At 66.5% G+C, this 13,416-nt stretch carries 14 protein-coding genes and 1 pseudogene; 7 read left to right on the top strand and 8 right to left on the bottom strand.

Annotated features, from left to right (window positions below; translation table 11 throughout):
• Positions 1-184: 184 nt before the first annotated feature.
• Together P5P27_RS07465 and P5P27_RS07460 are read left to right on the top strand one after the other, a co-directional pair.
• A complete protein-coding gene (locus P5P27_RS07465; protein WP_006896667.1) occupies positions 185-1,792 on the top strand; it encodes a DUF222 domain-containing protein in 1,608 nt (535 codons plus the stop codon).
• Positions 1,793-1,973: 181 nt separating this feature from the next.
• A complete protein-coding gene (locus P5P27_RS07460; RefSeq protein WP_278127090.1) occupies positions 1,974-2,285 on the top strand; it encodes a transposase in 312 nt (103 codons plus the stop codon).
• Here P5P27_RS07460 and P5P27_RS07455 read toward each other — a convergent pair.
• Positions 2,247-3,404, bottom strand: coding sequence for an IS30 family transposase (locus tag P5P27_RS07455; protein WP_006896665.1), 1,158 nt, complete (start codon positions 3,402-3,404; stop codon positions 2,247-2,249). The genes P5P27_RS07460 and P5P27_RS07455 overlap by 39 nt on opposite strands.
• Positions 3,405-3,527: 123 nt before the next feature.
• Here P5P27_RS07455 and P5P27_RS07450 point away from each other — a divergent pair, with 123 nt between their 5' ends.
• On the top strand, positions 3,528-4,457 hold the full coding sequence (locus P5P27_RS07450; protein WP_045537938.1) for an IS3 family transposase: 930 nt from the start codon (positions 3,528-3,530) through the stop codon (positions 4,455-4,457).
• Between the two features lie 216 nt (positions 4,458-4,673).
• On the opposite strand, the pseudogene P5P27_RS07445 reads toward P5P27_RS07450, so the two are convergent.
• The 7 genes and pseudogenes from P5P27_RS07445 to rsmD form a co-directional block, all read right to left on the bottom strand.
• Positions 4,674-5,313: pseudogene (locus P5P27_RS07445) on the bottom strand (IS256 family transposase); the annotation flags it as partial.
• 420 nt (positions 5,314-5,733) lie between these two features.
• Positions 5,734-6,609 carry a bifunctional DNA-formamidopyrimidine glycosylase/DNA-(apurinic or apyrimidinic site) lyase gene (mutM, locus tag P5P27_RS07440; RefSeq protein ID WP_006896662.1) on the bottom strand — a complete coding sequence of 292 codons (876 nt, stop codon included), beginning with the start codon at positions 6,607-6,609 and terminating at the stop codon, positions 5,734-5,736.
• A gap of 12 nt (positions 6,610-6,621) precedes the next feature.
• On the bottom strand, positions 6,622-7,326 hold the full coding sequence (gene rnc, locus P5P27_RS07435; protein ID WP_006896661.1) for a ribonuclease III: 705 nt from the start codon (positions 7,324-7,326) through the stop codon (positions 6,622-6,624).
• Positions 7,323-7,871, bottom strand: a complete 549-nt coding sequence (locus P5P27_RS07430; protein ID WP_341338697.1) for a YceD family protein — start codon at positions 7,869-7,871, stop codon at positions 7,323-7,325. Before P5P27_RS07430 ends, rnc begins: the two co-directional genes overlap by 4 nt.
• Before the next feature lie 88 nt (positions 7,872-7,959).
• Positions 7,960-8,748, bottom strand: coding sequence for a DivIVA domain-containing protein (locus P5P27_RS07425; protein WP_006896659.1), 789 nt, complete (start codon positions 8,746-8,748; stop codon positions 7,960-7,962).
• 147 nt (positions 8,749-8,895) lie between these two features.
• Positions 8,896-9,384, bottom strand: a complete 489-nt coding sequence (coaD, locus tag P5P27_RS07420; RefSeq protein ID WP_278127083.1) for a pantetheine-phosphate adenylyltransferase — start codon at positions 9,382-9,384, stop codon at positions 8,896-8,898.
• A gap of 51 nt (positions 9,385-9,435) precedes the next feature.
• Entirely contained in the window at positions 9,436-9,981 is a 546-nt protein-coding gene (rsmD, locus tag P5P27_RS07415) for a 16S rRNA (guanine(966)-N(2))-methyltransferase RsmD (RefSeq protein WP_039867503.1), read from the bottom strand.
• A 61-nt stretch (positions 9,982-10,042) separates the two neighbouring features.
• Between rsmD and P5P27_RS07410 the strand changes: the two genes are divergently transcribed.
• From P5P27_RS07410 to P5P27_RS07395, 4 genes are all read left to right on the top strand, one after another.
• On the top strand, positions 10,043-10,945 hold the full coding sequence (locus P5P27_RS07410; protein WP_278127079.1) for a Sir2 family NAD-dependent protein deacetylase: 903 nt from the start codon (positions 10,043-10,045) through the stop codon (positions 10,943-10,945).
• 106 nt (positions 10,946-11,051) lie between these two features.
• Positions 11,052-11,576 (top strand): diaminobutyrate acetyltransferase, encoded by a 525-nt coding sequence (gene ectA, locus P5P27_RS07405; RefSeq protein WP_006896655.1) that lies wholly within the window; start codon positions 11,052-11,054, stop codon positions 11,574-11,576.
• A 37-nt stretch (positions 11,577-11,613) separates the two neighbouring features.
• Positions 11,614-12,912, top strand: coding sequence for a diaminobutyrate--2-oxoglutarate transaminase (ectB, locus tag P5P27_RS07400; RefSeq protein WP_006896654.1), 1,299 nt, complete (start codon positions 11,614-11,616; stop codon positions 12,910-12,912).
• Positions 12,909-13,331 (top strand): ectoine synthase, encoded by a 423-nt coding sequence (locus P5P27_RS07395; RefSeq protein ID WP_006896653.1) that lies wholly within the window; start codon positions 12,909-12,911, stop codon positions 13,329-13,331. The genes ectB and P5P27_RS07395 overlap by 4 nt, the downstream gene beginning before the upstream one ends.
• Positions 13,332-13,416: the final 85 nt, after the last annotated feature.

Below are 13,416 nucleotides of genomic sequence, written 5' to 3'. Positions count from 1 at the left end.
CCGTCGGCGTTCCAAGACTGTTCAACCTACCGGGTGGCCGGCTCGCCCTGCGGATCGGCTTGAGGACGTCGACGAGAGCGCGTCGCCGAGAACGGTGCGCTGAATCCGCCTCGTTCCGTTCGAGTGATTTGTCAGACCCTGCCGATATCATCGAATGTAAGTTCGAGGCACTCGAAGGGGAGGCGTGAACATGCAGGTGAGGGAGCATTCCGGCTCGTCGGTGGTGGTCGACGACGGGTCGATCGTGATCCGGATCGGATGTCCGGCAGGTTCGACCGACGGGTCCGGTTCGGATGCGGCTGCGGTGTCGCGGGCTGATCGTGCCGCGTTGTTGACCTTCGCAGCGCGGGCTGACTGCTATCAGGGGTTGGTGATGTGGCATCGCTATCAGGCGGTGTACTCGCTGTATCGGGCGAAGCAAGCGGAATTAGAGGCCGACGCGTCGGTCGATGCGTACACGCGGTTGTTTGATCCGCAGTGCCAGATGGCGGCCTCGTATGCGACAGCGGCCGGGGTCCGGCAGTACGCGGGTGAGTTGTTCGTCGATCGGGCGATCGCGTGTTTCGAGCGGATTCCGTCGATCGGCCGACTGATGCGCGACGGGGTTCTCACTCCGGGGTGGTTCGTTCGAGCCGTGGAGCAGACCGCGTTGGTCGACGACGGCGACCTGCTCGCCTTCATTGATGCGGAGATCGCACATCGTCTGGCCGGAATGGGTGGACTGTCGGCGAACCGGGTGGAGTCGACCGTCGCCGCGATCGTGGCCGAGCACGACCCGGACGCCGCGACCCTGACTCGTGAGCAGGTCGCGTCGAGCAAGAAGGTGTCGGTGACGCCGGTCGCCGACGGCGTGTCGGAGATGGTGATCGTCGGCTCCACCGAGGACGCGGCGATCTCCCTCGGGGCGATCAACGCGCTCGCCGACGGCGTGTGCCCGTTCGACCCGCGAACCAAGCAGGCCCGCCGGTCCGACGCCGCTACCGCACTGCTGCAGCAGAGCCAGTTCACCTGCCTGTGCGAGCGGGACGACTGCGTCTCGGAGTTGGCGCCCGCGCAGATCGACGCGCGGCGCGCCCAGGTGATGGTTCACGTCGTGGTGCGCAAGGAGGCGCTCGACGGCGTGTCGCAGCTACCGGCGTACGAGGATGGCGTCGGTCCGATCTCCGCCCGCCACGCCCGGGAGTTGGTGCGTCGTCCCGACGCGGTGATTCGCGAGTTGGATCTGGACACGGTGATCGCCGACTGCATGCGACACGCCGGTCGGTACCGCCCCTCGGCGGCGGTCGACACAGCCGTCCGCGCCCTGTTCGGCACCTGCACCGTCGCCGGCTGCGACCGCCCGGCGTGGAAGTCCGACCTCGATCACGTCGTCGAATTCGACCACCGCGATCCGGGCAACGGCGGGCCGACGTGCGTGTGCAATCTGAATCCGAAGTGCCGTTTCCATCATGGCGTGAAAACCCACGCCGAAGGGTGGGTCGATGATCAGATCGTCGACGCCAACGGCGTCATCTGGACCGAAGTCACCACGCCGGACGGGATGACCGTCCGCCGACAGGCGATGAACCTGTGGCTGCTGCCCGAGCTCGGGCACATTCAGTGCCGGCACGGCGTGTCGTTCGGCATGTCGGACTCGCCCGCGACGCGCCCGGAGAACCGACACGCCGAGAATGAACCGGAACGGCGACTGACCCGCACTCAGGCCAAGCACCGCTACCGCACCCAGAGGCGCGCCGCCAACCGCCGACAGCGGGAAATCGCGACGGTCACCGACGGCGAGCCGCCGTTCTGAGTCCAGCGGCATCGGCGGAGCCGGTCGATCGCCACAGACTCAACCAGCCGTGACCGGCCGCGGGAGCCGTGTCCAGATGCAGACGCAGCACCTCGGTCAGCAACAGTTGCATGAGGTCAGTGACGATTGAATCGTCCCGGGTTTGATGGAGGCAGGTTTGACCGGAAGGGACACTTGTTTCATGCCTCGCCCATCGAAGTACTCGAAGGAGTTGCGGGACCGTGCCACGCGGATGGCCATCGATGCCCGTAGCGATCCTGCGACCGCGCCGGGTGCGTTGGCGCGGATCGCCAAGCAACTCGATATCCACCCCGAGACTCTGCGGAACTGGGTCCGCCGCGTCGAGAAGGGCCAAGCCGAAACCCCTGGCGTGGAGACGGTCTCCGATATCGAGAGGATCCGTCAGCTCGAGCGTGAGAACGCGGAGTTGCGGCGGGCGAACGAGATGGCGGATTCAAGCGGTGGGCGCAAGAAGCTCTGCGAGCTTCTCTGATGGTGTCAGATAGCCCAGAGTCTTGCGCGGTCGGCTGTTGAGGCTGTCCTGGATCGCGTCCAACTCCTCGCGGGTGACGGCGCTCAGGTCGGTGCCCTTGGGCAGGTACTGACGCAACAGGCCGTTGGTGTTCTCGTTGCTCCCGCGCTGCCAGGGCGAGTGGGGATCGCAGAAGTAGATCGGGATACCCGTGGCAGTGGTGAACGCCGCGTGCTGCGACATCTCCGCGCCCTGGTCCCAGGTGATCGTTCTGGCCAACGAGGACGGTAGTTTGCTGATCGCGGCGCGCATCGCTGCCTCGACCTGCTCGGCTGTCTTGCCATCTGGGAGGTGCAACAGCAGCGTCATCCGCGTCGATCGCTCGACGAGCGTCCCGACCGCGCTGCGGCTGCCCTCGCCAAGGATGAGGTCGCCTTCCCAGTGTCCGGGCACGGCGCGGTCGTCGGCTTCTGCGGGGCGTTCGCTGAGCATCACCATGCCGGGGATCCGGCCGCGGCCGTCAGTGGTGCCGCGGGGCTTTCGGGCCGCTCTTCCGGACCGTAGACACCGCGCCAACTCGCGGCGCAACTCGCCTCGGCCCTGGACAAACAGGGACTGGTAGATCGTCTCGTGGCTCACGCGCATCTCCGGATCATCGGCGTGATCCAACCGTAGGCGCGCCGCGATCTCCTCGGGGGACCACAACTGCTCCAGCCGGCTGGAGACCTCCTCGAGCAACCGGCCTGACGCGAGCTTGAAAGACTTCGGCCGACGAGCTTGATCGCGAGCGCGTTCGTGCGCATGCCATGCCGAGTAGCCGCAGCGACCACCGCCGCGCTTCACCTCGCGGCTGATGGTCGACACCGCGCGCCCCAGGTGCTCGGCGATCGCGGTGAAGGTGTCGCCACGATTGATCCCCACCAGGATCTGCTCGCGCTCGTCAATCGTCAGGCAGCCCTGGCGTGGCTCCCAGCCGAACGGCTTGGCGTCGGCGTGCCTGCCGGTGCGGGCCATGATCCCGACCATCGGCGCGCTGCAGCCGATCTCCTTGGCGATGTCGACCAGCCGCCAACCCCTCGCATGCAGCCTGAGTGCCAGCCGCTTCTGCTCCCGACTGAGATGACCGTGCTTGCCCTGCATCCGGATCCTCCTGTGATCAGTGACTGCCTCATCTCACAGGACTCGTTGCACTGACCGCTTGAATCCGCCGATCTTGAAGACCGCGTCGGCTTTCTTCGCGGCCGAGCTCGACCGGCCACGCCGCTGATCGTCGATTTCATCGACCAGTACCGCCGTCGATGGCCCGTCGAGGCGATCTGCACCGCCCTCACCGAGGCCGGATGCGCGATCGCGCCATCGACCTACTACGCCGCCCGAGGCCGCGGTCCATCGGCCCGCGCCCTGCGCGACGAGGAACTCAAAGAACAGATCATGGACGTCTACGAAGACTCCGGCGGTATCTATGGGCGCCGCAAGATCCGCGCCGCACTCGCCCGCAAAGGGATAACGGTCGCGAAGTGCACGGTCGAACGATTGTGCGGTGACCTGGGAATCCGTGGGGTGGTGCGCGGGAAGTTCCCGCGCACCACGAAACCAGCGGCCGAGACCGAACACCCCGGTGATCTCGTTGACCGCGCATTCGCCGCGACAGCGCCGAATCAGCTGTGGGTTGCCGACATCACCTACGTCCGCACCGATGCCGGCTGGGTCTACGTGGCATTCGTCTTGGACGTGTTCTCGCGGATGATCGTCGGCTGGCAGACCTCGACCCGCATGTTCGCCGACCTGGCGATCGACGCCCTCGCGATGGGCTTGTGGCTGCGGCGTCGGACCGGCCAGGACATCACTGGCCTGATTCATCATTCCGACCGCGGAGTCCAGTATCGAGCGGTGCGCTACACCCAGGCCCTCGACGAGGCCGGCGCCGTCGCCTCAGTCGGCTCGCGCGGGGACTCCTACGACAACGCGATGGCCGAAGCCCTGAACTCGCTGTACAAGCACGAGCTGATTTACCGGAAGGGCCCGTGGCGATCGACGAACGCCGTCGAGATCGCGACTGCCGAATGGGTCCATTGGTACAACACCGCCCGACTGCACGGCGAACTCGATCACCGGCCACCGACAGAGATCGAGGACCTCTACTGGCAGCAGCACGCTGCTGCCGAGACTGAACCTGCACTACAGAACAAATGATCGGTCTCTAACAAACCCGGGACTTGACAGACCGCGCAAGACTCTGGGCTATCTGACACCATCAGAGAAGCTCGCAGAGCTTCTTGCGCCCACCGCTTGAATCCGCCGATCTTGAAGACCGCGTCGGCTTTCTTCGCGGCCGAGCTCGACCGGCCACACCGCTGATCGGTCAAGTCCCGGGTAGTGGTGTAACTGGTTGTGGTCCTTCGTAGGTGGTCAGGCGGGTAGTTGGATCAGTGGGTCGGTGTTCACCTCCGGCGTGTGGTCGGTGACGGTCAGGCGGCAACGGCTGAGCACCTCGAGGCCGAGGTAGCGGCGGCCTTCGGCCCATTCATCTGTCTGCTCGGCGAGCACTGCTCCGATGAGCCGGATGATGGCGTCGCGGTTGGGGAAGATGCCGACGACGTCGGTGCGGCGGCGGATCTCGCGGTTGAGCCGTTCGGTGGGGTTGTTGGACCAGATCTGGCGCCACACATCTTCCGGAAACGCGGTGAACGCCAGCAAGTCTTCACGGGCGTCGCCGAGGTGTTCGGCGACGTCGGGTAGCCGGTCTTCGGTGTATTCGAGCAGCCGGTCGAACTGGGCGTTCACCGCCTCTGGTGTGGGTTGGTCGTAGACGCTGTGCAGCATCGCTTTCACAGCCGGCCACATCGATTTCGGGCACACCGCCATCAGATTTGCGGCGTAGTGGGTGCGGCAGCGCTCCCAAGCGGCGCCGGGCAGGGTCGCGGCGATCGCCTCGACCAATCCCGGCATGGGCGTCAGAGGTCACCAGGCGGACTCCGCCGAGGCCGCGGGCGACCAGGTCGGCGAGGAAGGTGTTCCACGAGGCTTTGGTTTCGCTGGTGGCGACCTGCTGGAGTCGTTCATGCCGACGAGGCAGATGACGCTCGTATCTACCCTGACCTCACCGCTGTCTGTCGATTCGCAACCAAGATATTGCCATCGCCGGCTGCAGGCTCGAGGAAAGTCCTGTCGACAAAGTCAGTGCCGGTCTCCAGGTCCTCGCGCACGAGGTCAAGCATCCGCTCAACCATGTGGCGCGGCGTGAAGACCTCACCGTGGGCCTTCACACGGTTGCCTCGACTTCATCAGTTGCTCCCTCCTGTCGGCCCGCGATTGCTGGCCTCTACTCGATGGCTACACCCTATCGGCCGGTACCGACGTCGAGTGACGCACACGAGCGCGGCAGGTTCCAAGGAAGGATTCTGAACGGACCGCCCGATAGAAGGCGACGTACACCGACAGCAGGCACCAATACATTGCGAGTAGTCGGTCAGGCAACCCTCCGGCGCCGCGGCACCCGCTGACACGTCGGGCAGAAGAACGAGCTCCGGTTCATGAATGCTTCGCGCACCATCGGCGTCTCGCAGCGACGGCACGGAAGTCCTTCGCACCCATAGGCGTTCAACGATCGTTCGAAATAACCCGACTGCCCGTTCACGTTCACGTACAGGTCGTCGAACGACGTGCCGCCGACCTTGACCGCCTCCCGCATCACCTGGGTTGCGTGATCGACGAGTTCTCCCAGCCGGGCGCGCGGAATGCCGCGCGTGCGTCGCCGGCCGTGCAGGCCGGCGCGCCAGAGCGACTCGTCGGCGTAGATGTTTCCGACACCGGAGATCACGGTCTGGTCGAGGATCGCGCGCTTGATCTCCGTGTCCCGACGCCGCAGCGCGGTGACCACGCCGTCGCGGTCGAAGGCCGGCTCGAAGGGATCCGGTGCGATGTGCGCCACCGACTCGGGTACGCGGCGCGGCCCGGCGTCGACGAGTTCGTCCAGATGCCAGCCGCCGAAGGTCCGCTGGTCGACGAAACGCAGTTCGTTCCCGTCGTCGAGGGGCACGCGGATGCGCAGGTGCACCGGATCGGCGGCGCCCTGCTCGGCGAGGAGCATCTGCCCGCTCATGCCGAGATGGACCACGACGGCCACCTCGTCCGCGCGGTCCGCGGCCAGCAGCCACATGTACTTACCGCGCCGCTCGACGGCCTCGAAGGTCTTGCCGCGCAATCGACTCGAGAGATCGACGGGTCCGCCGACGTGGCGTCTGGCCGCGCGCGGATGCAGCACCTCGACCTCTCGCGCCGTCCGACCGGAGAGATGGGTCGACAGGCCGAGACGGATGGTCTCGACCTCGGGAAGTTCAGGCACCGGACGGTCCGATCAACGCGGCTGTTCCTCGAGTGCCTTCCACGCCAGTTCGGCCGCGTTCTGTTCGGCTTCCTTCTTGGTCCTGCCGGTACCGGTGCCCAGTTGAGTGCCGCCGACCACGGCGATCGCGGTGAACTCCTTGTTGTGGTCCGGTCCGGTCGACGTGACCTGGTACTGCGGCTGGCCGAGGCTCCGCTCGGCCGAGAGCTCCTGCAGCGAGGTCTTCCAGTCCAGTCCGGCACCGAGCCGGCCCGATCGTTCGATGATCGGCTCGAACAGCTTCATGATGACCGTTTTCGCGACCTCGATGCCGTGGTCGAGGAAGATCGCCCCGAACAGCGATTCCAGGCCGTCGGCGAGGATCGACGCCTTGTCGCGGCCGCCGGTCAGTTCCTCACCGCGGCCGAGATGCAGATGTGCGCCGAGCCCGCCGTCGCCCAAGCCGCGGGCGACGTCCGCGAGGGCGTGCATGTTGACCACGCTCGCCCGGATCTTCGCCAGCTCGCCCTCGGGACGGTCCGGGAAGCCGACGTACAGCCGTTCGGTGACGACCACGCCTAGGACGGCGTCGCCGAGGAACTCGAGGCGCTCATTGGTCGGCAGCCCGCCGTTCTCGTACGCGTACGAGCGGTGGGTCAGCGCCAGGTTCAGCAGATCGTTCCTGATCGTGACGCCGAGCACATCGGTGAGCAGCGACGGGTCGGGCCGTTTGCTCACCGGTCACCGTCCTCGCCGGCGTCCCCGTCCGTCTCGGTCAGCCGGTCGGCCAGCTTCGCCCATCGGGGGTCGATGATGTCGTGGCCGTGGCCCTCCTCGGCGTCGGCCAGCTTCACTCCGCAGATCGGGCACAGTCCCGGACAGTCCTGCGTGCACAGCGGCGACAGCGGCAGCTCCGTCGCGATCGCGTCGATCACCACCTGCTCGAGATCGATCCGCTCGTCGACGATGCGCTCGAGTTCTTCCTCGTCCTCCGCTGTGCGGTCGGTCTCGCTGTCGGGGTACGCGAACAGTTCCGTCAGGTACACGGAGACGTCCTGGGTCAGCGGGTCCAGGCAGCGGCCGCACTGGCCCTCGGCGACGGCCGTGACCGTACCGGTCACGAGGACACCCTCGATCACCGACTCGAGGCGCAGGTCGAAAGCCACCTCGCCGCCGGCGGGAATGCCGATCATCTCCGCACCGATGCGGTCGGGGGTTTCGAGGGTCCACGCCTTCTCGATCATCGAACCGGCCCGGCGGGGCACCGACCGGACATCGATCACGAATCCAGAATCAGTCACCCGAACGATGTTACTCAGTAGTCCCTGCTCGAACGAAGTTCAGTGGCCGCGTCCCGGATCGAGCGCGACCTCAGCCCGCCATCTGCGCCGGACCCGGCTGCGGTCCCTCGTCCATGCCGTGCGGATACTCGACGTAATCGTGCATGCCCGCGCCCGTCCGCAACTGCTGGCGTCCGCGGTTCACCGACCGCAGCGTGCCGGTGAGGATCTCCTCGAAGTCGGCGAGTTTGTCGTCGACGTAGATGTCGCAGTCACCGCGCAGCCGGTCTGATTCGGCGTGCGCCGCATCGATGATCCGCTCGGCCTCCTGCTTGGCGGCCGAGACCACCTCGGACTCGGACACCAGCCGCTGCTGCTCGGCGATGCCGTCGGCGACGGACTTGTTGTAGCTGGCGTTGCCCGCCTCGACGACGCGTCCGGCCTCGGCGCGGGCTCGGCCGGTCACGGCCTCGTACTCGCGTGCGGCGCTGTGCTCGAGCCGCTGGGCCTCGTCGTTCGCGTCGGCGATGACGGCCTGCGCGTTGCCGTTCGCCTCGTCGAGCATCCGGTCGGCTCGAGCCTTCGCCTCGGCGAGGATCCGATCGGCTTCGGCCCGCGCATGAGCGAGCATCGCCTCGGAGTCGCGTTCGGCACCGGTGATGAGGCGATCGGACTGCTCACGCGCGTTCGACACGAGGGTGTCGCGTTCGTCGAGCACGTCCTGCGCGTCGTCGAGCTCGCCGGGCAGCGCATCGCGCAGATCGTCGAGAAGTTCCAGCACATCGCCCCGGGGAACCACACACCCCGCGGTCATCGGCACGGTGCGCGCCTCTTCGACGATCGCGACCAGCTCGTCAAGCGCTTCAAATACGCGGTACACGATTCAATCTCCGATCCGGCACAGCCGTAGGTTCGGCGGCCTTTGATATCACTGAGGCCATTGTGCCGAATGTTGCGACTGTGACGCCGGAGGGCCGCATCGGGCGTGTCGCCCCGTCAGGCCCCGGACTATCAGTGGGCGTATCCGTCAGACACTGCGCGTCTGCGACAAACGGTCGGCCAGCGCCTGGTGAATGTGCTCGGAGAGATAGGGCGTCACGTCGCCGCCGAGCTTGGCGACCTCTTTCACCAGCGAACTGGAGACGTGCGCGTACCGCGGATCCGTGAGCATGAAGTACGTCTCACACCCGGTCAGCTCCCGGTTCATCTGCGCCATGGGGATCTCGTAGGCGAAGTCGCTCTCCGAACGCAGCCCCTTGACCATCGTGTCGGCGCCCTCTGCCACCAGCAGATCCACCACCAGACCGGTCCAGCTGCGCACCTCGACGTTCTCCAGGTCGGCACACTCCCGCTCGATGAGCGCGATGCGCTCTTCGACGGTGAACATCCCCTGCTTGTTCGGGTTCACCACGACGGCCACGACCACCCGATCGAACCGGGCAGCCGTGCGTTCGACGACGAAGCGGTGGCCGAGAGTGAACGGATCGTACGACCCGGGACAGACTGCAGCACTCATGTCTGCTGAATCTACGCGACGCCGTCTCCGGCGCCGCGGCGACGGCCGCGGTCAGCGACCGCCCAGCACGACCACCGTGTCGCCGTACTGCTTCGACGTCACTTCCTCCAGTCCGTCGGGCCAGGTGACCGCGGCGCTGCGACGGCCGCGCTCCACCACCACCCAGCCGTCGGACGCCAGAACCGGTTCGCATGCCGAGATCATTCGGTCGACCTCTTCGGAAGGCACCTCGTAAGGCGGATCGAGGAGGATCAGATCGAACGTTCCGGACGGCGCCGCCAGAAACGACTCCACCGGGCGGTTGACGATCCGGACCCGCGACGCTGCGCCGCAGACGGCGACGTTGTCCCGCAGCACCCCGGCAGCCCGGCGGTCGGACTCGACGAGCACCGCCGACGCCGCTCCCCGGGACACCGCCTCGAGTCCGAGCGCGCCCGTGCCGGCATAGAGGTCGAGCACGCGGACTCCGGACAGGTCCATCCGGGAGCCGAGCATGGAGAAGAGTGCCTCGCGAACGCGGTCGGAGGTCGGCCGGGTGGTGTCGGCCGGAACGGCGAGCCGACGGCCGCGGAAGTCACCGGCGATGATTCTGGTCATATCGAGGCCCATGGTAGTGGATGGTCGCGGCCGCGAACCCGCCCGCAGTAGCGTTGTCGGCATGCGCATCCGCACGACGGCCCGGACCCCGGCAGCGCCCACGGTGGCCGATCCGGACCCGGACGGCCGTGCCGAGCAACTCGCCGAACTCATGGACGGCCGCCGCGCGGTGGCGCTGACGGGCGCCGGACTGTCGACACCCTCCGGAATCCCCGACTACCGGAGCCCCGACTCCCCCGTGCGGCGTCCCATGACGATCGAGGCCTTCCTCTCCTCCCCAGAGAGCCGGCGCCGGTATTGGGCCCGCAACCATCTGGGATGGCGGCATATGGACGCCGCCGCGCCGAACGCCGCCCATCGGGCACTGCGCACCCTGCAGGACGCGGGAGTCCTCTCCGGGGTGATCACACAGAACGTCGACATGCTCCACATGAAGGCCGGGTCGCGCCCGGTGGTCGATCTGCACGGCTCCTACGGTCGCGTCCGCTGCCTGGGCTGCGGCGAACAGCTCTCCCGCCACCGGCTCGCCGAGGCTCTGGAGTCGGCGAACCCCGGCTACGCCGATCGGGTGGCCTCCCGAGGCGCGATCGGGGTGGCCCCCGACGCCGACGCCGCGCTCGAGGACATCGGCGACTTCGTGATGCTCGACTGCGAGAGGTGCGGCGGAGTATTGAAGCCCGACATCGTCTACTTCGGGGAGACGGTGGGCCCGGATGTGGTGGCTCAGGCGTTCTCCCTGGTCGACGACGCCGACCTGCTGCTCGTCGCCGGGTCGTCGCTGACCGTGATGTCCGGACTGAGATTCGTCCGCAGAGCGGTGGCCGCGGGCAAGCCGGTAGCGATCGTGAACCGCGGCCGAACGCGCGGCGACGACCTGGCGACCCTCAAGATCGACCACCGGTGCGAGGTCATTCTTCCCGCGGTCGCAGACCGCATCGCTGCCGCACGTTCAACGTTACTGTGACGTACACCACATTGTTTGCTTGAACTGCACAAAGGCGGGGTTCCGCGCAGCCAATATTCGATCTGCGGTGACTTTCCTATGAACGGCCGATAGCCTCGGTCACGTCATGAACCCGAATGATCCTTCACCGGAGACAGACAACGGAAACACGGTCACCTTCCGGCGACCGCGGGCCCGTGACGGAAAGAGAATATGGGAGATCGCTCGCGATTCGCGCGTGCTGGACGTTAATTCGCCCTATGCCTACGTTCTCTGGTCACAGGATTTTTCCGAGACGTCGATCGTGGCTGAATTCGACGGAGACGTCGTCGGTTTCGCTACCGGATACCGTCGACCAGCGGCACCCGACACCCTCATGGTGTGGCAGGTGGCCGTCGACGAGACGCAACGCGGGAAGCAGATCGCCAAGCGGATGGTCTGCGAGTTGTTCCGGCACTGCGCTCAAGCCGGTGTCGTCGCCATCAACACCACGATAAGCCCCGACAATCAGGCGTCCCAGCGACTGTTCGCAGGCGCTGCCCGAGCCCTCGGTTTGCAATTGACACGCGAACCGTTCTTCAGCGCGGAACTGTTCATCGACTCCCATGAGCCCGAGGACCTGTATCTGCTGACGCCGGGCTCCGCTCAATAGCGGAACCGGCAGAACTCAAACGAGGAAACTCTCGAAAATGACAATCGAAACTGCACTGGACGACCGAACTTTCACCAAGCACGAATCCGAAGTCCGCTCCTACTGCCGTGATTGGCCCGCCGTCTTCGACACTGCTCAGGGCAGTTGGCTGACAGACGTCGACGGGAATCGCTATCTTGACTTCTTCGCAGGCGCAGGCGCTCTCAATTACGGCCACAACAATCCTGTTCTGAAGGATGCGCTCGTCGACTACATCGTCCGTGACGGAATCACTCACGGACTCGACATGTCGACCCGCGCGAAGGGCGAATTCCTCGAGACCTTCGCCGCCAAGATCCTGGAGCCCCGCGGCCTGGACTACAAGGTCCAGTTCCCCGGCCCCACCGGGACCAACGCGGTCGAGGCAGCGCTCAAGCTGGCCCGCAAGGTGACCGGCCGCGAAGCGGTCATCAACTTCACCAACGCCTTCCACGGCATGACGCTCGGCTCGCTGGCGGTGACCGGCAACGCCATGAAGCGCAACGGCGCCGGCGTGCCGCTGGTGCACACCACGCCGATGCCCTTCGACAACTACTTCGACGGCAGCGTCGAGGACTTCGCCTGGTTCGAGCGTGTTCTCGAGGACTCCGGCTCGGGCTTTAACCGGCCTGCCGGCGTCATCGTCGAGACCGTTCAGGGCGAGGGCGGCGTCAACGTGGCGCGTCCCGAGTGGCTGCGCGGCCTGGCCGACCTCTGCAAGCGCAAGGACATCCTGCTGATCGTCGACGACGTGCAGATGGGCTGCGGCCGCACCGGCGAGTTCTTCTCGTTCGAGGAGGCCGGCATCGTGCCGGACATCGTGACGCTGTCGAAGTCGATCGGCGGCTACGGACTGCCGCTCGCACTGACCCTGCTCCGTCCGGAGCTGGACGTCTGGGAGCCCGGCGAGCACAACGGCACGTTCCGCGGCAACAACCCCGCGTTCGTGACCGCGACCGCCGCCATCAACAAGTACTGGTCCGACGATGCGCTCTCGGTCCAGGTGAAGGCGAAGGGCATGGAGATCGCGCAGTCCTTCGAGGACCTGTGCCAGCGCCACGACGGATTGTCGCACCGCGGCCGCGGCATGGTCCAGGGCCTCGCCTTCGACAAGCCCGAGCTGGCCGGCCGGACGTGCGAGATCGCGTTCTCCAAGGGCCTGCTCGCCGAGACGTCGGGTCCTGACTCCGAGGTCGTCAAACTCCTTCCCCCGCTCACCATGAGCAGCGAGGATCTCGCCCACGGTCTGCAGATCCTGAGCGAATCGGTCGACGAGGCCTTCGCTGCCGACACCGCCCCCGAGGAGGCCGAAGCATGATCGTCCGCACCACCGAAGAGATCACCGGAACCGACCGCGAGGTGGCCGACCCGAAGGGCAACTGGGTCTCCAAGCGGATCGTGCTCGGTGGCGACGGGGTCGGATTCTCGTTCCACGAGACCACGATCGCGGCCGGCTCGATCAACGAGTTCCACTACGCGAACCACGTCGAGGCCGTCTGGCTGGTCGAGGGCAAGGGCACCCTGCTCGACCGGGAGACCGGGAAGATCTACCCGCTCCGCGCGGGCAGCATGTACCTGCTGGACGGCCACGAGCGTCACACCGTGACCGTCGACGAGCAGATGCGGATGCTGTGCGTCTTCAACCCGCCGGTGGTCGGCACCGAGGTCCACGACGAGAACGGCGTCTACCCGCTCGTCACGGTCCCCGCCGGCGAGGGCAAGCACCGAGCCGACTGACTGTTTCCCGCAGCGAAAGCGCCCACCCGATCGCTGGTCGGGTGGGCGCTTTCGGTTCCCCTCCGCCCGGTCTCGATACGCCCCT

This window comes from Gordonia sihwensis, assembly GCF_029632925.1.
Classification (GTDB): domain Bacteria; phylum Actinomycetota; class Actinomycetes; order Mycobacteriales; family Mycobacteriaceae; genus Gordonia; species Gordonia sihwensis.
Note: the sequence above shows the minus strand (reverse complement) of the source record. Positions and strands in the feature narration are given on the sequence as shown.